16 protein-coding genes are annotated in these 18343 nt (G+C 60.6%); 4 read left to right on the top strand and 12 right to left on the bottom strand.

Going from position 1 to position 18343, the window contains the following annotated elements:
* The first annotated feature begins 130 nt into the window (after positions 1–130).
* The 3 genes from FBY04_RS28140 to FBY04_RS28130 all read left to right on the top strand — a co-directional run bounded on the left by FBY04_RS28140 (position 131) and on the right by FBY04_RS28130 (position 3553).
* Positions 131–403 (top strand): HU family DNA-binding protein, encoded by a 273-nt coding sequence (locus FBY04_RS28140; RefSeq protein WP_002552737.1) that lies wholly within the window; start codon positions 131–133, stop codon positions 401–403.
* A 233-nt stretch (positions 404–636) separates the two neighbouring features.
* Entirely contained in the window at positions 637–2508 is a 1872-nt protein-coding gene (locus tag FBY04_RS28135) for a SurA N-terminal domain-containing protein (protein WP_145318646.1), read from the top strand.
* Positions 2509–2719: 211 nt separating this feature from the next.
* Positions 2720–3553, top strand: coding sequence for a DUF2242 domain-containing protein (locus tag FBY04_RS28130; RefSeq protein WP_145318643.1), 834 nt, complete (start codon positions 2720–2722; stop codon positions 3551–3553).
* A gap of 348 nt (positions 3554–3901) precedes the next feature.
* Here the strand turns inward: FBY04_RS28130 and FBY04_RS28125 are convergent, their stop codons facing one another.
* The gene (locus FBY04_RS28125; protein ID WP_145318640.1) at positions 3902–4942 is read right to left on the bottom strand and encodes an AraC family transcriptional regulator; all 1041 of its coding nucleotides are present in this window, start codon (positions 4940–4942) and stop codon (positions 3902–3904) included.
* A 3-nt stretch (positions 4943–4945) separates the two neighbouring features.
* A complete protein-coding gene (locus tag FBY04_RS28120; protein ID WP_145318637.1) occupies positions 4946–6076 on the bottom strand; it encodes a carbon-nitrogen hydrolase family protein in 1131 nt (376 codons plus the stop codon).
* A 272-nt stretch (positions 6077–6348) separates the two neighbouring features.
* Between FBY04_RS28120 and FBY04_RS28115 the strand changes: the two genes are divergently transcribed.
* Positions 6349–7356 carry an Ldh family oxidoreductase gene (locus FBY04_RS28115; RefSeq protein ID WP_084319781.1) on the top strand — a complete coding sequence of 336 codons (1008 nt, stop codon included), beginning with the start codon at positions 6349–6351 and terminating at the stop codon, positions 7354–7356.
* Between the two features lie 39 nt (positions 7357–7395).
* Here FBY04_RS28115 and FBY04_RS28110 read toward each other — a convergent pair whose 3' ends face one another.
* The 10 genes from FBY04_RS28110 to FBY04_RS28065 form a co-directional block, all read right to left on the bottom strand.
* The gene (locus FBY04_RS28110) at positions 7396–8976 is read right to left on the bottom strand and encodes an aldehyde dehydrogenase (NADP(+)) (protein ID WP_145318634.1); all 1581 of its coding nucleotides are present in this window, start codon (positions 8974–8976) and stop codon (positions 7396–7398) included.
* A 67-nt stretch (positions 8977–9043) separates the two neighbouring features.
* Complete coding sequence (abaF, locus tag FBY04_RS28105; RefSeq protein WP_145318631.1) at positions 9044–10441, bottom strand: fosfomycin efflux MFS transporter AbaF; 1398 nt, start codon at positions 10439–10441, stop codon at positions 9044–9046.
* A gap of 71 nt (positions 10442–10512) precedes the next feature.
* Positions 10513–11430 carry a dihydrodipicolinate synthase family protein gene (locus FBY04_RS28100; RefSeq protein WP_084319786.1) on the bottom strand — a complete coding sequence of 306 codons (918 nt, stop codon included), beginning with the start codon at positions 11428–11430 and terminating at the stop codon, positions 10513–10515.
* 127 nt (positions 11431–11557) lie between these two features.
* Positions 11558–12586, bottom strand: a complete 1029-nt coding sequence (locus FBY04_RS28095; RefSeq protein ID WP_145318628.1) for a proline racemase family protein — start codon at positions 12584–12586, stop codon at positions 11558–11560.
* A gap of 134 nt (positions 12587–12720) precedes the next feature.
* On the bottom strand, positions 12721–13443 hold the full coding sequence (locus FBY04_RS28090; protein WP_084319790.1) for an amino acid ABC transporter ATP-binding protein: 723 nt from the start codon (positions 13441–13443) through the stop codon (positions 12721–12723).
* On the bottom strand, positions 13436–14086 hold the full coding sequence (locus FBY04_RS28085) for an amino acid ABC transporter permease (RefSeq protein ID WP_084319792.1): 651 nt from the start codon (positions 14084–14086) through the stop codon (positions 13436–13438). The genes FBY04_RS28090 and FBY04_RS28085 overlap by 8 nt, the downstream gene beginning before the upstream one ends.
* Positions 14087–14096: 10 nt before the next feature.
* Positions 14097–14762, bottom strand: coding sequence for an amino acid ABC transporter permease (locus tag FBY04_RS28080; RefSeq protein WP_084319793.1), 666 nt, complete (start codon positions 14760–14762; stop codon positions 14097–14099).
* Positions 14755–16533: an aconitase X gene (locus FBY04_RS28075; RefSeq protein ID WP_145318625.1), complete on the bottom strand. Its 1779-nt coding sequence runs from the start codon at positions 16531–16533 to the stop codon at positions 14755–14757. The genes FBY04_RS28080 and FBY04_RS28075 overlap by 8 nt, the downstream gene beginning before the upstream one ends.
* Before the next feature lie 10 nt (positions 16534–16543).
* A complete protein-coding gene (locus FBY04_RS28070; protein ID WP_084319796.1) occupies positions 16544–17362 on the bottom strand; it encodes a transporter substrate-binding domain-containing protein in 819 nt (272 codons plus the stop codon).
* Between the two features lie 231 nt (positions 17363–17593).
* Positions 17594–18343 (bottom strand): AraC family transcriptional regulator, encoded by a 750-nt coding sequence (locus FBY04_RS28065; protein WP_084319797.1) that lies wholly within the window; start codon positions 18341–18343, stop codon positions 17594–17596.

The following is an 18343-nucleotide window of genomic DNA, read 5'->3' as shown; positions in this document are numbered from 1 at the left end:
GGCTTGTTGACAGCTTTTTAGAGCCCTTGTTATAAAGCGGCTCTTAAGTGTCTGTAGGCCATTCAGCACTCGTTTTTGCTTTCACCAAAAAACTTAGAATCATACTCAAATAGATATAAGGGGACTTAGAGTGAACAAGTCGGAACTGATTGATGCTATCGCTGCATCCGCTGATATCCCGAAAGCTGCTGCTGGCCGTGCGCTGGACGCTGTAATCGAATCCGTCACTGGCGCTCTCAAGGCTGGCGACTCCGTTGTTCTGGTTGGTTTCGGTACTTTCTCCGTGACTGATCGTCCAGCTCGCATCGGTCGTAACCCACAGACCGGTAAGACTCTGGAAATCGCAGCAGCCAAAAAACCAGGTTTCAAAGCCGGTAAAGCACTGAAAGAAGCTGTCAACTAAGTTCGATTCAGGTTTTTGCCTATCCGGGTCGGGGTCATGCCTGACCTGGCAGCGGAGCGGTAGTCCAGTCGGCAAGTCGCCGGTCCGAGACGCCGAGGGTCGCAAGTTCGAACCCTTGGTCCGCTCCGCCAGTTACGAGAAGGCGCATCCTCGGATGCGCCTTTCTTCTATCCGGATTCTACCCACGCTCCACGGTTGCCTAATTTTGAAGTTCAACCGTTTCTGGGGGACGCATGCTGCAGAATATCAGGGACAATTCACAAGGCTGGATTGCCAAGACCATTATCGGGGTCATCGTTGCACTGATGGCTTTGACCGGTTTCGACGCCATTTTTCAGGCCACCACCAGTCGTAATGATGCGGCCAAGGTCAACGGCGAAGAGATCAGCCAGAACGAGCTGAGCCAGGCGGTCGATATGCAACGCCGTCAGCTCATGCAACAGCTGGGCAAGGATTTCGATGCTTCCTTGCTCGACGAAAAAATGCTGCGCGAATCGGCCCTCAAAGGCTTGATCGACCGCAAACTGCTGCTGCAAGGCGCAGAAAACTCGAAATTCGCTTTTTCCGAAGCGGCTTTGGACCAGGTGATCCTGCAAACCCCTGAATTCCAGGTGGACGGCAAGTTCAGCTCCGAGCGTTTCGATCAGGTCATTCGTCAGCTCGGCTACAGCCGCATGCAATTCCGCCAGATGCTGGCTCAGGAAATGCTGATCGGCCAGCTGCGCGCGGGTCTGGCAGGTAGCGGTTTCGTCACTGACGCACAGGTTCTGGCCTTCGCCCGTCTGGAAAAACAGACCCGCGATTTCGCTACTCTGAACGTCAAGGCTGACCCGGCGGCAGTGAAGCTGACCGACGATGAGGTCAAGGCCTACTACGACGAACACGCCAAGGAGTTCATGACGCCGGATCAGGTGATCATTGATTACCTCGAGCTCAAGAAGTCCTCCTTCTTTGACCAGGTCGCCGTCAAGGACGAAGACCTGCAAGCGGCGTATCAGAAAGAAATCGCGAACCTGTCCGAGCAACGCCGGGCGGCGCACATTCTGATCGAAGTGAACGATAAGGTGACCGAGGCGCAAGCCAAGACCAAGATTGAGGAAGTTCAGGCCCGTCTGGCCAAAGGCGAGAAGTTCGAGGCCCTGGCCAAGGAATTCTCCCAGGACCCGGGTTCGGCGAACAACGGCGGTGACCTCGGTTACGCAGGCCCTGGTGTCTACGATCCAGCCTTCGAAACAGCGCTGTATGCGTTGGCCAAGGATCAGGTTTCGGCACCGGTTCGCACTGATTTCGGTTTCCATCTGATCAAGCTGTTGGGTGTCGAGGCGCCAGAAGTTCCGACCCTCGCCAGCCTGAAAGACAAGCTGACCCGCGATCTGAAAACCCAGCAGGTCGAGCAGCGTTTCGTCGAGGCGACCAAGCAACTGGAAGACTCGTCGTTCGAATCCTCCGATCTGGCCCAGCCGGCGCAGGACCTGAAACTGACCATTCACACCTCCAAGCCGTTTGGCCGTGAAGGTGGCGAAGGCGTTGCAGCCAACCGTGCCGTGCTCGCCGCCGCGTTCAGTCCTGAAGTGCTGGATGAGGGTGCCAACAGCACCGCCATCGAGCTCGATCCGGAAACCGTGATCGTGCTGCGCGCCAAGGAGCACCTGAAGCCTACGCAATTGCCGCTGGAAAGCGTGTCTGCCGCCATTCGTGGTCAATTGGCCAAGGAGCACGCCAGTGCTGCCGCCAAGACCAAGGCTGACGAGCTGATCGCCAGCCTGCGCGAAGGCAAGACGCCACTGGACAAGGCAATTGATGGCCAGGGCTGGAAAGTCACCGCAGCGGCGACACGGGCTCAGGAAGGGATTGACCCTACCGTGCTGCAAGCGCTGTTCCGCATGCCGAAACCTGCCGCCAAAGACAAGCCGACCTTCAGCAGCGTGACTCTGGCTGATGGCAGCCTGGTGATCGTGCGTCTGAACGGCGTCAACGAGGCCGCTGCACCGACTGAAGAAGAGAAGGCTCAATACCGTCGCTTCCTCGCCTCGCGCATTGGCCAGCAAGACTTTGCGGCGTACCGCAAGCAGCTGGAAGCAGAAGCGGACATCAAGCGTTTCTGATGCCTGATTGAGTTTCCCGCGCAACATAAAGACCCCGGCCGAAAAGCCGGGGTTTTTTGTGGGCAGAATCTTTTGATCTTTCCCCGAAGGGGACTTTTTCCTGTAAATGGCAGTCATTACACTTGTAACTGTTTCAAGACACTAATCGGTGCGACGCTAAGCATCGATCTGTTGCACAATACGGCCCGGACCGTTTTCTTCAGGATGTTCAATGTTTAAATCATTTCCCGTGCGGGTTGTCGGGCTGGCTCTGGTGCTGGCGGCCGCGGCCGGTTGCTCGTCGAAAAAAGCCCCCATCTATGAGCATGAGAACTTCGATGACTCCGGAACGTTTTCGCGCAACTATCCGGTAACCGATGCGCAAACCTGCGAAGCCGCCCGTCGGGCGCTGCTCAGTCAGGGCTACATCATCACCAGCAGCGATCCGAAACTGATCAGTGGCCACAAAAGCTTCCAGCAGACTGGCGATACCCACATGGAGATCAGTTTCAGTGTGGTCTGTGCCGATGATGGCAGCGAAGGGCACCACGCCACCATGTTCGCCAACGCACTGCAGGATCGTTACGCGCTGAAGAAAACCAACAATTCCGCCAGCCTTGGCGTGGGCGTGCTGGGTTCGGTATCGATGCCGATCGGTTCGTCCGATGATTCGATGGTCAAGGTGGCCAGCGAAACCGTATCGTCTGCCAAGTTCTACGAGCGCTTCTTTACCCTGGTGGAATTGTTCCTGCCGCCGGAAGCGAAAAAAGCCGCGCACATCGTCGAGAAGCCGAAAACCGACCTGGGCGTGCCTGAAACCAAGGCCGCCCCGGCTGCATTGGTGCCGGAGCCTGCACCTGCACCTGCACCTGCACCTGCGCCTGCCGCTGAGCCTGCACCGGCACCTGCCTCGGAACCGGTTGCGCCGCCACCTGAACCCGCACCGGTTGCCCCGGCCGAAAACGCCGAATCGGCCCCGTCGACGGAAAACGCCACCCCGCCGGCACAGTCGAATTTGCCTCCGCCGAGCGAGCCGATTCCCGCCATGCCGGTCACCAGCCAATAATCGCTCTGACGTTCCGGGATCAGCTCATCGCTCATCGATCCCGGGACAGCGTTCAAGATTGATCCGCGTCAACCCGGGCCGTATTCCTGCAGCCTTTATCGAAAAAATCCTGTGATAAATTCCTGACCGCCTGCTACGTTTTATTAAGTAGCGGCGAAGCGTCATGCCTGCGTCATTTTTCTTTCACGCGGGCACTTTATGCTCAAGGCGAAGGTCATTTATTCAAGCGTTTTTTCAATGAGCGATGGGGGATTCAAAATGGACGATTATCAAGAAGAGCTGCTCGAGTTCCAGGCCTTTGAACTGGACCCGCTGGAACCAGCCGAAGACGCTACCGAGCTGTAAGCGTCAGGCTGATTGGCGGTGACTGCGGCGAAATTCGCCGGGGGTCTGACCGCTCCAGCGTTTGAAAGCGCGTTGAAAGGCTTCGGCTGAGGCAAAGCCCAGCAGGTAAGCGATTTCCCCGAACGCCAGTTCGGTATCGCGAATGTAGGTCATGGCCAGGTCGCGACGGGTGTCGTTGAGAATTGCACGAAATTGCGTGCCTTCCTCGGCGAGTTTGCGGCGCAAGGTCCAGGTAGGCAGCTTCAGGCGTGCCGCCACTTCTTCCAGGTCGGGCTCCCGACCACCATTGAGCAACGGCCCCAGCAACTGAGTGATGCGTTCACGCAGGCTGCGGGTGCGTGTCAGCTGTTCCAGTTCCCGTTCACACAGTTGCAGCAGGTGCCGCCAGGTACTGGGGCAGTGCAGCGGGTTGCGCTGGGCGAGGCTGGCCAGGCTCAGACGCAGCTGGTTCTGTTCGGCGCCGAACTGGATCGGGCAATCGCCCAATACCGCATACGCATCTCGGTAATCCGGTTCATCGAATTCGATTTCGATGCGTTCGGCGCTCAAGGGAACAGGGCTGACGCTGGACAATTGCTGCAACCATCCGGCAAGGATCGAATCCACCACGAAGCGGTTGTAGGCGTTGTAAGGACTGATGGAATAGAACCGCAGCCAGGCACCCCGGGGGTCTTCGTGAAAGCTCGATTGGCCGCGATAGTTGGAACCGTACAACGCTTCGAAGCGAATCAGGCAGCGCGCCGCTTCCCGTACCGTTGGCGCCTGTGCAGCGGTGACCCCGGCCAGGCCGGCCTGGCTCAGGCGGCTGAGCTGGCCCATGCGCAAACCCAGCGCCGGGTTGCCGGTCAGTTGAATCGCGCCGTGGCCAAGACGCATGTAGCGCGGGATCGAAAGCCGGGCGCAGGCTTCGCCCAAGCGAGCCGGGTCGAGGCCATATTGATCGAGGAGGGGCTGAGGATCCAGGTCATGGCTGCGCACCGCATCGGCCAGGCTATGAACAAAGCCTACCGACAAATCACCCAGACGCACCGGCAACGGTTTCATGGCTTACAACCAGAGGTTCAGCAGGCGCGCGCCACGGACATTGCCACCGGCAAAATGCTGCCCGTTGCTGCTGAGGAAACTTTGCCCGGCGCTGCCCTGATCCCAGAACTGCCCGCGCAGGAATACACTTATGCCGGCGATGGCCTGGCTGCTGGGCGGTTGAGCGGTGAGTGTAAGGCGATGCCAAGCCTGGCCTTCGCTGAGCTCGCCGGCTTTGAGACTTACGGAGCCGGGCGTCGACAAACCTTTGTAACCGCGCCATGGCTTGTCCCAGGTATCGCGACCACTGACGAACGCCGGGACCGCGACCAGCTGAGCACCCTGATCGTCGAGTTTGCGGTAGTTGTCCGGGTACCAACTGTCGCTGCCGATCAGCACGCCAAGACGACCGGCCGGAGTATCGACGACGTTGAGCGTGTGTTCGCCATTGGCCTCGATCACATCGTGCTCGGCGAAAATCGGGTGCATCTGGCGCTGTGGCTGGCCAATCGGCAGACCATCGCGACCGAACACCACGCTGCTGTTGTACAGCGCACCGCGACCGATTTTCAGGGTGCCGTCGATGATGCTCGGCTCGGGCAACACGATGGAGCCCGCCACCAGTGTCACGTGAAATTCTTTCGCCAGGCCACCGAACAGCGCCTGGTAATCCTTGGCCATGCCTTTGGCTTTCATGCGCAGGTGCGCATCGTCCAGGCGGTTGTCGCCCTTGGCACTGATCAGGGCACGAACGAACTGCAAGGGATTGCTCACCGCCAGCCAGTTCATGGCTTCCTTGATGGTGTTGGCCTGGTACAGCTCGTCTTTTTCGCCACTGACCATCAACCAGGTGCCGACATGTTCGGGCAGCACGACGATGGTTTTTTCATTCAACAGGCCCTGTTCCTGGGCTTTCTGCAGATAGGCCGCGAGTTTTCGGTGCAGGCGTTCGGCGCTTTGATAGTCGGTGGGAAACAGCTCCGGCTGGATGCCCAGCAGGTTGCCGCGATCGGCAGGTGTGCCCTGATCGATGGCGAGATCGATACGCAGGTCCGACAGGTAATGACCCACCGGACGGTCCGCGGCCCACATGGCGTAGGTTGTCAGGGCGGCAATCAATGCCATGGAGAAGGTCAGGTACAGAAGTTTGCGCATGGGGAAACAGTCAACGGCCGTGTGCAGGGTTCATGATTGGCGTTCAGATTGGGATCGAGGCTACGGTAAAACAACGGGTTAGGGGTAGATTTACCTGGGTTTTTTGTTTTTTTTGTCATTTTGAGCTGAATGATGGGCGATGCGGTCGGGCGAACCCGAATCTGGATAGCCATCGATGCTATGTGCCGAATTCGTCATCACCTTGGCTTAAAGCGATCAAGCCGTGACAGCTGGAGTGGGCCAGGCTGGGCGGTCTGTTCAAGGAGGTGATTATGATCCGATTGTCCCTGGCCGAAGCTCGCGAGCTGGCCGAATCGATTTTGCTGCACAACGGTTTCAACCTTGCCCACGCTCAAGCGGTGACCGCCACAGTGATTGCCGGCGAGCGCGATGGCTGCGCCTCCCATGGTTTGTACCGGATTCTGGGCTGCGTCAACTCGCTCAGGGCCGGCAAAGTGGTGGCCGATGCCGAGCCGCAGATCATTGATCAAGCGCCTTCGATTGTGCGCGTGGAGGCGGCGGGTGGTTTTTCACAATTGGCGTTCCAGGCAGGGCTGCCGTTGTTGGCGCAGAAAACCCGGGCAAACGGTATCGCTGCGCTGGCAATCAATCGCTGTGTGCATTTCTCTGCGCTGTGGGTCGAGATCGAACAACTGACGGCCGCCGGCCTCGTGGCGCTGGCCTGCAATCCCAGTCATGCCTGGGTGGCGCCAGCAGGCGGCAGCCAGCCGGTGTTCGGCACCAATCCCATTGCGTTCGGGTGGCCTCGCGCGGGCAAGGATCCGTTTGTGTTTGACTTCGCCACCAGCGCGATTGCCCGTGGCGATATCGAGTTGCACCGGCGTGCCGGCAAAGCGATTCCCGAGGGCTGGGGCGTGGACGCGCAGGGTCAGCCAAGCACCGATGCCAATGTGGTGCTCGATGCGGGCGCGATGCTGACGTTCGGTGGGCACAAAGGTTCGGCACTGGCCGCCATGGTGGAGTTGATCGCCGGGCCGTTGATCGGTGACCTGACCAGTGCCGAGTCATTGGCTTACGACGCCGGCAGCAAGTCGTCGCCGTACCACGGCGAGCTGATCATCGCCCTTGATCCACGACGTTTTCTCGGTGAAGCCACCGAGCAGCACCTGGCCCGTGCCGAAGTCTTGTTCCAGAGCATTCAAGGGCAGGGCGCACGGTTGCCATCGCAACGGCGCTATGCGGCGCGAGCGCGTAGCCTGGTGGAAGGTGTGGAGATTCCCGAAGCGTTGTACAACGACCTGAACGCGTTGCTGGGATGAGTGAAAGAAGGCGCCACCGGTAAACCAGTGGCGTTTTTTTTACAGCGGGGCGTGTTGATTGCTGCCATCGACCAGGCGAGCGATGCCCAGCGGGTTCGCATTTTTCAGCGGGTCGGGCAAGAGCGCGTCGGGACAGTTCTGGTAGCACACCGGGCGCAGGAAACGCTCGATGGCCAGGCTGCCGACCGAGGTGCCGCGCGCATCTGAGGTGGCCGGATACGGCCCGCCATGCACCATCGCATCGCAGACTTCGACGCCGGTCGGGTAACCGTTGAACAACACCCGGCCGGCTTTTTGTTCCAGCAGTGGTAACAGCTCAGGGTGATTTTTCAGGTCGCCGGCTTCGGCAATCAGTGTGGCCGTGAGCTGTCCGTGCAAGTGTTGAAGTGCCCGTTGCAGTTCGGCTTTGTCGGCCACTTCCACCAACACTGTCGCCGGGCCGAACACTTCTTCCTGCAACAGCGGATCGCCATCGAGCAACAGGCTGACGTCAGCCTTGAACAGTTGCGGCTGCGCCTGTTTACCTTGTTGATCGTCGCCGGCCAGGTGAGTGATTTTCGGGTGCGCGTGCAGCGCCTGAACACCGTTGGCGTAGCTGTCGAGCGTGCCGAGGTTGAGCATGGTCTGCCCCGGTTGCTCGGCCATCAAGGCGCTCAGCAATGTGGTAAAGGTGCTGAACGCTGGCGAGCGAATACCGATCACCAGCCCCGGGTTAGTGCAGAACTGGCCGCAGCCGAGCACCACGGAGGCGGCGAGTTCGCTGGCAATTTTCTCGCCCCGCACTTGCAGCGCTTCGGGCAATACCACCACTGGATTGATGCTGCTCATTTCGGCGAACACTGGAATCGGCTGCGGTCGTGCCGCGGCCATGTCGCACAGCGCGCGTCCACCCTTGAGTGAGCCGGTAAAGCCAACGGCCTGGATGGCCGGATGCTTGACCAGCGCTTCGCCGACGCCCGCGCCGTAGATCATGTTGAACACACCCTTGGGCATACCGGTTTGCTCGGCGGCCCGCATGATCGCGTTGGCTACTTGCTCAGCGGTTGCCATATGCCCGCTGTGGGCCTTGAACACCACCGGACAACCGGCGGCCAACGCAGCAGCGGTATCGCCACCGGCGGTTGAGAATGCCAGCGGGAAATTGCTCGCTCCGAACACCGCGACCGGACCGATGCCGATCCGGTATTGGCGCAGATCGACCCGTGGCAGTGGCTGGCGCTCGGGCAAGGCTCGGTCGATGCGCGCGGCATAAAAATCGCCGCGTCGCAGGACGTGTGCAAACAGGCGCATCTGACTGCTGGTGCGCGTGCGCTCACCCAGAATGCGTCCGTTCGGCAACGCCGTCTCGCGGGTGACCAGGGCGACGAATTCATCGCCCAACGCTTCCAGTTGCGTGGCAATGGCCTCGAGAAACTCCGCGCGGCGACTGGCCGGCAAAGTGCGAAAGGTCGGGTAGGCGGTCGCGGCGGCCTGGGCGGCTGCGTCGACTTCTTCGACGGTGGCCTGCATGAACGCGTAGGGCAGCGCCTCTCCGGTACTGGCGTCGTGGCTACGCACGGTGACCTTGCCGACTGCACTGCGCGCACCGCCGATGTAGTTGTGGCCGATGATCTCGGGCATGGAAAACTCCGTTTGGTATGTAGAGGACCTGTAGGAGCCAGCAAGCCGGCTCCTACAAGGGACCGTGTCAGGCCAGCGAATTGCTGCGGCGTGCGGCCACCGGTTCGGCGTCGTTCAGGGCGGCGATGCGCGCGGCAGATTCGCTGTCCACCAGATGCAACGACTTGCCACGCGTCTCACGGGTCAGACCGACCGCGATGATGGAGATCAGCGACGCAGCGACCAGGTAGAACGCAATCGGCGTGGAGCTGTGGTACTTGTTGAGCAAGGTGATCGCGATCAGTGGCGCGAGTGAGCCGGCGAAGATGGGCGCCACCTGATAGCACAGGGACAACGCGGTGTAGCGCACGTGGGTCGGGAACATTTCGGCCATCAGCGCCGAGTAGGGCGCATAGGTCATCGACTCGATGGCCAGGCCCAGAGTGATGGCAGCCATGATCAGCCAGTTGTTGCCGGTGTCCATCATCGGGAAACCGATGAACCCCCAGAATGCCGTGAGTACAGCGCCTGTCAGGTACACCGGTTTGCGCCCGACCAGATCCGACAGATACCCCATCAGCGGAATCATGAAAAAGTGCAGCAGGTGGGCACCGAACATCAGCAACAGAATTTCGGAAGTGTCTTTGTGCACCACCAGTTTCAGGTAGGTAATCGAGAAGGTCACGACGGTGTAGTAGAGGATGTTTTCGGCAAACCGCGCACCGATACCGACCAGTACCGAACGCCAGTGGTGACGCAGCACTTCCACCACGCCCAGTTGCAGTTGTTTGGTTTGCGCCTGACGGGCCTGGGCTTCCTTGAAAATCGGCGCGTCATCGACGCTGGTGCGAATCCAGTAGCCGATCAGTACCACGATGGCCGAGAACCAGAACGCCACGCGCCAGCCCCAGGCGAGGAATTGCTCCTCCGACAGGTTCGACGACAACAGCAACAGCGCAACCGTCGCCACCAGGTTGCCGGCCGGCACACCGGCTTGCGGCCAACTGGCCCAGAAACCTCGGCGATTGTCCGGGCAATGCTCGGACACCAGCAGAATCGCACCGCCCCATTCGCCGCCAAAGGCGAAACCCTGGATCAGCCGCAGGAGCACCAGCAACACCGGTGCGGCATAGCCGATCTGGTTGAAGCCGGGCAGGCAACCCATCAGGAATGTGGTAACGCCGACCACCACCAGGCTCAGTTGCAGCAGGCGCTTGCGGCCGTATTTGTCGCCATAGTGACCGAACACCAGGCCGCCCAGCGGGCGGGCGAGAAAGCCCACGGCGTACAGGGCGAAGGCGGCGATGATGCCGTCGATGGGGCTGTCGGTCTGGCGGAAGAACAACTGGCCGAAGACCAGTGCCGACGCGGTGCCATAAAGAAAGAATTCATACCACTCGGCGACGGTGCCGGCCATGGCGGCGGCCACGACACGCTTGAGTCCCGAGGGTGTGGTTGCGCTTTGCGTGTGTTGAGCATCAGGCATGCTGGCGTTTCCTGTAAGGGCGCAAAAACAGGCAGCCGGGCCGGGTCCGCAAAGACCCGCCCGGCAATCACTCAGAGACCGACGTCCGGCAACGACGGACGGTTGGCCAAGGCCTTGGCCATGATCTGTTCGACGAAAACCCGGTCGGCTTCCGGCAGGGCCAGGCGTGGCGGACGGGTCAGGGCACTGCCACGACCGGCGATGGCTTCGCAGAGCTTGATGCATTGCACCAGGTCGGCCCGGGCGTCGAGGTGCAGGATCGGCATCAGCCATTCATAGATCGGCATGGCTTCGGCATAGCGTCCGGCCTTGGCCAGTCGGAAGATGGTTTCGCCTTCTTTCGGGAACACGTTGGACATGCCCGACACCCAGCCTTCAGCCCCCACGGCGAGGCTTTCCAGCACCACGTCGTCAAGGCCGGCGAACAATACGAAACGGTCACCCACTTCATTGCGAATGTCGATGAAGCGGCGGGTGTCGCCAGACGAATCCTTGAAGCACACCACGTTATCGCAGTCGGCCAGGGCAATCAGGATGTCCGGGGTCACGTCGTTTTTGTAGATCGGCGGGTTGTTGTAGACCATCAGCGGTACGTCGGCATTTTTCGCCACGTAGCGGTAATGCTCGGCGGTTTCGAACGGCTTGGAACCGTAGACCAGCGCCGGCATCAGCATGACGCCATCGACACCGACCTTGCGGACTGCGTTGGCGACCTTGGCCGCTTCCACACTGGTGAACTCGGCCACGCCGCAAATCACCGGCACGCGACCGCGAGAGGCATCGACTGCGACTTCAGTGACGGCGATTTTTTCTGCAGCGGTCAACGAAGTGTTTTCGCCTACCGAGCCGCAAACCACCAGGCCCGAAACGCCGTCGCGAATCACGTTGGAAATCACCTGATGGGTTTTGTCCAGGTTGATCGAGAAGTCATCGTTGAATTGAGTGGTCACCGCGGGGAAGACGCCACTCCAGTTAATTCGCTTGCTCATTGTTACCTCCGGGTTGTTTATTGTATTTCGTATACGATATTTAAAATGAAAAGAATCGGCTAGTGCTTTTTTCAGGTTTGAAGGGTTTTTGTCAGCCGTTGGTCCGGGGAGGGCAGGGATTCAGCGTTCAGGCACCGGGCCAGGTGTCTGACAACCGATAGCCTTGTGGCCATGGATCGCTTGGATCGAGCAGCAATTGATGGGTGCCGGTGATCCAGGCACGGCCGGAAATGCAGGGGTAGATAGCGGCGCGTCCGGCCACTTCGGTCAGTGAGTCAATCCGGCAGTGGAATTCGGAGCCAATGATCGAGCGACCGATAAAACGGTCTCCGGCCTGCATCAAACCCTTGGCTTGCAACACGGCCATGCGCGCGGAGCAGCCAGTGCCGGTAGGCGAGCGGTCGATCTTGCCCGGTTGAATCACCACCGCATTAGCACCGGTGGCGATGCCGTTCTCGTAGACGATGGGCGCTGCGATCTGGCAAAAGGAAATGTGTGACCACTCAGGGTTCAAAGGATGTACAAAGCCCAATTGCTCGTTGGCGGCACGGGTGATTTTCAACCCGACCTCCACCAGGTCGGCGGCCTCATCGGGGCTGATTGAAAAGCCCAGTTCCTTGGCATCGGCGATCACAAAGCTGTCTCCGCCATAGGCGGTATCGACCTTGAGCGTGCCGACACTTTCTACTTCGATCCACGCGTCGAGGCGATCGGCGAAGGACGGCACGTTTTTGATTTCCACCCGTTCGACTTTGCCGTCACGGCAATCGGCCACGGCTTCGATCAGCCCGCCGGGGGCTTCGAGCACCAACCGGGTTTGCGGCTCGGTCATCGGCACAATACCGGTGTCGAGCAACACGGTGACCACGCACAATGAGTTGGAGCCGGACATCGGCGGGGTATCCGCCGGTTCCATGATGATCCAGGCCATCTGTGCCCGCGGGTCCTTGGCCGGCACCAGCAGGTTGACGTGGCGGAACACTCCGCCACGCGGCTCGTTGAGCACGAAGTTGCGCAGGGTTTCATCCCTGGCGATCCAGCGTGATTGTTCCCAGACTGTGGCGCCGGGCGGTGGTGCGACCCCGCCGACAATCACGTCGCCGACTTCACCTTCGGCGTGGCAGCTGACCACATGAATGACTTTCGATGAGCGCATGGTTTGCTCCTTGTTTTGTCTGTTCGGGCCCCTTCGCGGGCAAGCCCGCTCCCACAGGGTTTGGCGGCGTACATAAAATCGGGGCTCAACCCAGGCCAATGTGAGAGCGGGCTTGCCCGCGAAGGGGCCATCCGTTATTTCACCGATTTCAGAAACGCCGCGGTTTCCGCCTGTACCGGATTACCGATCACCTGATCCGGCGAGCCGATCTCGTGCACCAGGCCGTTGCGAAAGAACGCCACGCGGTCGGAGACGTCCCGGGCGAAGCGGATCTCGTGCGTCACCAGCACCATGGTCATACCGTCTTCGGCGAGCATGCGCATGGTGTCCAGCACTTCGCCGACCAACTGTGGATCGAGGGCCGAGGTGGCTTCGTCGAACAGCATGTAGTCCGGTGACATGGCCAGGGCGCGGGCGATGGCCATGCGTTGTTGCTGGCCGCCCGAGAGTTTGCCGGGGAACACCTTGAGCTTGTCACCCAGGCCAACGTGAGTCAGTTGTTGCACGGCCAGTGCCTCCGCTTCGGCCTTGCTCTTGCCGAGGACTTTACGCGGAGCGAGCATCACGTTTTCCAGCACAGTCAGGTGTGGAAAGGCATTCCATTGCTGGAACACGATGCCGATCTTCTGCCGCAGGCGGTTGAGGTCGGTGGTGCGGTGGTGCACCTCGACGCCATCCACCCGGATGTTGCCTTTCTGGATCGGCTCAAGGCCATTGATGCACATCAGCAGCGTCGATTTTCCGGAGCCCGAGCCACCGATGATGGACACCACCTCACCCTTGTTTACCGTCAGGCTGACGCCCTTGACCACATCGAGGTCGCCGAAGGATTTGTGTACGTTGTCGATCTCAATCATTTTCTTGCCACCTTCTTTCCAGACGAGCGCCGAGGCGTGCGACCACCAGGCTCATGACGTAGTAGATAAGGCCCGCGATGCACAGCACCAGCAGCGGCTCCTGAATGCGGGTCACGATGGTTTGCGAGGCGCGCAGCAGTTCGACGATGCCGATCCACATCACCAGCGCGGTGTCTTTCATTACGCCGAGCACCAGGTTCAGCCAGCCGGGAAAGGCCACCCGTGAGGCCATCGGCAGGACGATCCAGCGCAGGTCCTGGAAGAAACTCAGGCCCAGCGATCGGCTGGCCCGGCGAAGGGGCAGCGATACCGACAACACGCCGCCGCGCACGATCTCGGTGAAGTACGCGGCGGCGTAAACCCCGAGCACGATGCAGCCGACGCTGAACGCGCTGATGTTCAGGCCGACGATGCTCTTGAGCGAGTTGAACAACACGAACTGGATCAGCAACGGCACGCTGCGAAACACGTCCAGCACCCACGCCAGCGGCAGGCTGGCTCGTGGCAACAACGCACGCAGCAGGCCGAACAGCAGCCCGGCGAACGTGCCGAGCAGGATCGCCCAGCAGGTCAGTTGCAACGTGACCCAGGCGCCGTTGAGCAGGAACAACAGGTCGTTCCAGGAAAAACCGGTGGAAAACATAGTCACGTCCTCAGTAACGGAACAGCCGCCAGGCCATCAGCCGGGCCGTCGCGACGATCGCCTTGGCAATCAGGTAATACAGCACCGCCGCGATGGTGAAATATTCGAAGGTGCGGAAGGTCTTGACGTTGTAGTCCTGGGTGACGCCGGTCAGGTCGTTGTTGAGCCCGACAATCACTCCCAGCGACGTCATCAACACCGCCCAGACCATCTGGTTGCTCAGCGGGTAGAACACGATTCGCAACAGCTGCGGAACGATGATCATCCGGTAGGCCTGGAAGGCACTCATGCCCAGCGAGCGTGCGGCCCGCACTTGCGTGTCGGGCACCGCCTTGAGCCCGCCGCGAAAGTTTTCCGCGAGATAGCCGGCATTGTTGAAGGTGATCCCGGCCAACAGCGCGAGCCAGGAGCTGACGTGCAGGCCCATTGAGCCGAGGCCGAAGTACAGGATGTAGATCTGGAACAGCGACGGGGTATTACGGGCAATCGACACCCAGCCGTTGCCGATGCCGCGCAGCAGCGGATGTCTGGTTTCGCGCATCACCGTCAGGGCCAGGGCGATCAGTACGCCGAAAATCATCGACAGCGCCGCGGTCTCGAACGTGACCCAGGCGCCGGCGAGCATGTCCGGCAAGGCGCGCAGGGTCGCGCGCCATTGGAAGGTGTAATCAAACATGCGCGTGGCTCTCCATCAGCAAGGCAGGTTGCAACCAGGTTGGCAGGCGTCCGCTGGCACTGGCGGTGCAGGCCGCGTCGACGCACTCGGCGAGGCTGGCGAAGTGCACCTTGCGCCCCACCAGGCCGGGTGCGTAATGGGCGTATTTGCCCGAGTTGGTCATTAACGTGGTGGCCGCCGGCGGAATCACCGGCTCGCCGAGCATGCACCAGCAGGTGTCGGTCACCAGGGTGGCGCCGAAGGCTTCAATCACACCGATGTGCCCGGCGTCACGGGCCTGCTCCAGCACCGTCCGACCGCACGTGATGGCGAGCACCACCTCGGGGTGTTTGTGCCGGCCGCGGCACAAACGGGCCAGGTGAGCGAACTCGCTGAGCGAGAAGTGCGGGTTGCCCAACGAAACCACATCCACGTGTTTATCGCGGGCGCTGTTGAGTTCACGCCAACTGAACAGCAGGTCCTGCAGGCGGATCGTTTCCACAGGCACACGGGCATCCGGTTCCAGCACCTGTGTCGAGTCGAGTGCTTCGGGTGTGACCCCGGCGATATGAAACAACGGCGCGGCCGACGTGGTGGCAAACGCCGCGCCGAAGGCTTTCAGATCGTCGAGGCCTGGCTGGTACTGTTCCAGCCCGAACACCAGCGGGATCCGGCTGCCCGCGAGGGCGCCGATGTGGTAGCCAAGCAAAGGGTAAAACGCATCGTCGAGTTCGCCCAATTCCGGTAATTCAACGCGCAGGCGGGCTTTGCGTGATGCCTCCAGATGACAACCGATCAGGGGCGCGCGGCCGGTCAGGGCGATGCAGATATCCAGGTAATCCGGGTACTTCAACGTGCGCGCACCGAGCACGCTGTTGGCGTAGACCACCGCGTTGGATTCAGCCCAGACGATTTGCTCGCCGGCCTTCGGAGCGCTGTCGAGCAAGTAGGGGGCGCAGGTGAAACTGAGCTGCGCACCCATCGCCATGTAGGCATCGCCCAAGGCACTGGCCGGTTCGCCGAACAACGGGTCGATGCCCAACTCTCGCCAGCGGCGCTGGTCCACGGAAATTGAATTGAGGGTGGTGGGCACGCGAACCTTTGCGCCCCAGTGCACCAGTTGTTCGGCAAAGCGCAGGCTTGCAGGTCCCGTGTAAATACAACCGTCGATGTGGGCCTGAGAGATATCCACCAGTTGGTGGGCGCCTTGCAGTTCGGCCATGCGCAGGACAATCTGCATGGCCATCTGCGCGGCTTTGCCATGTTCGCCTTCGAGCAGCGAACGGTCGAACCCGGTGAGCTCAATCGACTCGTTGGTTTCGCCTGTGTGCATCAGTGTTTCGGTTGGCTGCCAGTCATCGATGGGCACGTGATCGAACATCGCCAGCGAGGTGCCTTCGACTCGGGCGAAGGCTTTGCCGCGCAACGTAGCGAAGGCCTCCCGGCCGATGCACAGCACCGGCAGGGAACGCTCGAAAATGGTCTGTGCCACCAGCACGCCCAAGGTCAGGATCTCATCGGCTTCGGCCAGTACCAAAGCGGCCGGTGCATGACCGTTGCTGATCAACTCCATCAGCACGCTGCTGCCGGTACACGAACCGCGACCACTGGGAATGGCCAGTACACGACCGGCCAGGTGTAAGCCGCTGAGCGGATGATGACGGTCGATGACTTCACCCGTGTAAGGGTCGACGCCGCCCCAGAAGCTCAGCCCGACATCGGCAAACAGCAGCGCGCCCTGGGCGGAGCCCGGGACCAGGTTACGACCGATGAGAGCAGTGGACCCAGGCATGCCGGACACTTTAGTAGTAGACCTTTGGCACGGTCAGGTCAGTCGGCGGGATTTCAGTGCCGACCCATTTGGTGAACAACTCGTTGTAGCGACCGCTGCGCACCTGCTGGTTGACGAACAGGTTGAGGTAGTTGAGCAGGCCGTACTCATTGCGCTTGGCGCCCAGTGACACATAGTCGATGGTGTAAGGCGCGTTGCCGGCGATTTTCAGGTTTTTGTATTTGCCTGACTTGATCGTCGCGGCGGCCACGGTATTGGTGACCACCGTGGCGTCGATGTGACCCTGGGCCACAGCCAGAAGCGTGTCGTTTTGTGACTGGTAGGCGCGGAAGGTGCCGCTGCCCCATTTCTTCACATCACCCTCCAGTGCGATGGCTTCAAAGGTGCCGCTGGTGTTGCCCAGTGCTTTGCCCTTGATGTCGTTGAAGCTGTTGATGCCCGTGTTGTCGCGGGTCAGCACGACCATCTGGAAGGCGAAGTACGGCACGGTCAGGCCAACGGTCTTGGCCCGTTCGAGGGTATCGGAGGTCGAGGCGACGATCACGTCGGCCCGCCCGGAGACCAGTGCCGGAATACGGTCCGGGAACGGCGTCTCCACCACTTCGGCCTCGACCCCCAGGATCTTCGCCAGGTCGTTGCAATAGTCCACGTCGAAACCGGCGGGAGCGTTGCTGGCATCGCGGAAACCCATGGGGGGGAAGTCCAGGGTCACGGCGCAGCGCAGCTTGCCTGAACCGATAATGTCGTCGAGCTTGTCCGCGTGCGCGGAGGCAATGAAGGAGGTACTGAGCACAGCGCTGAGGGCTACGGCAAATGCGGGGTTTTTCATAGAGGCCTCGTGATCGGAAAGTGCTGTTAGATATCGTATTGGGGATTTCGTATACGATATTAACAATAGCAATCGACGTGCCGATTTTGTTTTTTTGCCTGCGATTTTTTGCCAGCCCTTGAGGCAGGGCTGCTTAAAGGCTATTGGCCGCACAGCGGCGTCATGACGTCGATCGGAAGGGTGTTACGGAAGGGAGCACAGCGAGTGCCTGGCGCCCCTTAAAGGAACATTTCAGCGACGCCCATCGCGGTACTGGCTGGGCGACAGACTGGTGAGCGCGCGAAACTGGCGGCTGAAGGCACTGTGGTCGGTATACCCGCAGCGCAGGGCGATTTCGGTGATGGGCAGGTCCGTGTCCAGCAACAGCCGCGAGCCTTCTTCGAGGCGGGACTTGTGGATCATCTGCCGTGGCGTGAGCTGGAACACCCGTTTGCAATGGCGTTCCAGTTGCGCCACGGAGAACCCGGCGATGGCCGTCAGTTCGGCAAGGCTGATGGGGCGGGCGAAATGGCGTCGGATGTGCGCGTCCACCGCCGCCAGTTTCTGGAATGCCGGATGGTTGGACTGGGGCAGTTGCAAGTCGCGCGAAATACCGGCCAGGCCGACGATCTGCCCGTGTTCGTCATGCAATGCGAGCTTGTGGGTCAGGCACCAGACCGGCTGGTTGCCGAAATACAGGTGCAATTCCAGTTGATCGGCCAGTTCGCGGCCGGTCGACAGCACCCGCCGATCCTGCGCTGTGTAGAGCGGGCCAAAGCGCTCCGGAAAGACCCGATCCGCTGTCAGCCCGAGCAGTTGCTCGCTGTGTTTGAAGCCGCAGCGCCGGGCCAGAGTCTGGTTGACGAAGACGTAGCGCGCCTCGCTGTCCTTGATGAAAAACACCACGTCCGACAGGGTGTCGAGCAGCGTCGCGATGGGTTGCAGACAGCTCAGCAGCGTCGGCAGGTCGCAGGGTTTGAAGTGATTGAGTGAGGGGAACAT

The sequence above is a fragment of the Pseudomonas sp. SJZ080 genome (assembly GCF_007828295.1).
Classification (GTDB): domain Bacteria; phylum Pseudomonadota; class Gammaproteobacteria; order Pseudomonadales; family Pseudomonadaceae; genus Aquipseudomonas; species Aquipseudomonas migulae_A.
Note: the sequence above shows the minus strand (reverse complement) of the source record. Positions and strands in the feature narration are given on the sequence as shown.

Bases quoted from the DNA above. Each gene is read 5' to 3' on its own strand.
- FBY04_RS28135 (WP_145318646.1), top strand. From the start codon at position 637: ATGCTGCAGAATATCAGGGACAATTCACAAGGCTGGATTGCCAAGACC.
- FBY04_RS28130 (WP_145318643.1), top strand. From the start codon at position 2,720: ATGTTTAAATCATTTCCCGTGCGGGTTGTCGGGCTGGCTCTGGTGCTG.
- FBY04_RS28125 (WP_145318640.1), bottom strand. From the start codon at position 4,942: ATGAAACCGTTGCCGGTGCGTCTGGGTGATTTGTCGGTAGGCTTTGTT.
- FBY04_RS28120 (WP_145318637.1), bottom strand. From the start codon at position 6,076: ATGCGCAAACTTCTGTACCTGACCTTCTCCATGGCATTGATTGCCGCC.
- FBY04_RS28115 (WP_084319781.1), top strand. From the start codon at position 6,349: ATGATCCGATTGTCCCTGGCCGAAGCTCGCGAGCTGGCCGAATCGATT.
- FBY04_RS28110 (WP_145318634.1), bottom strand. From the start codon at position 8,976: ATGCCCGAGATCATCGGCCACAACTACATCGGCGGTGCGCGCAGTGCA.
- abaF (WP_145318631.1), bottom strand. From the start codon at position 10,441: ATGCCTGATGCTCAACACACGCAAAGCGCAACCACACCCTCGGGACTC.
- FBY04_RS28100 (WP_084319786.1), bottom strand. From the start codon at position 11,430: ATGAGCAAGCGAATTAACTGGAGTGGCGTCTTCCCCGCGGTGACCACT.
- FBY04_RS28095 (WP_145318628.1), bottom strand. From the start codon at position 12,586: ATGCGCTCATCGAAAGTCATTCATGTGGTCAGCTGCCACGCCGAAGGT.
- FBY04_RS28090 (WP_084319790.1), bottom strand. From the start codon at position 13,443: ATGATTGAGATCGACAACGTACACAAATCCTTCGGCGACCTCGATGTG.
- FBY04_RS28085 (WP_084319792.1), bottom strand. From the start codon at position 14,086: ATGTTTTCCACCGGTTTTTCCTGGAACGACCTGTTGTTCCTGCTCAAC.
- FBY04_RS28080 (WP_084319793.1), bottom strand. From the start codon at position 14,762: ATGTTTGATTACACCTTCCAATGGCGCGCGACCCTGCGCGCCTTGCCG.
- FBY04_RS28075 (WP_145318625.1), bottom strand. From the start codon at position 16,533: ATGCCTGGGTCCACTGCTCTCATCGGTCGTAACCTGGTCCCGGGCTCC.
- FBY04_RS28070 (WP_084319796.1), bottom strand. From the start codon at position 17,362: ATGAAAAACCCCGCATTTGCCGTAGCCCTCAGCGCTGTGCTCAGTACC.
- FBY04_RS28065 (WP_084319797.1), bottom strand. From the start codon at position 18,343: ATGTTCCCCTCACTCAATCACTTCAAACCCTGCGACCTGCCGACGCTG.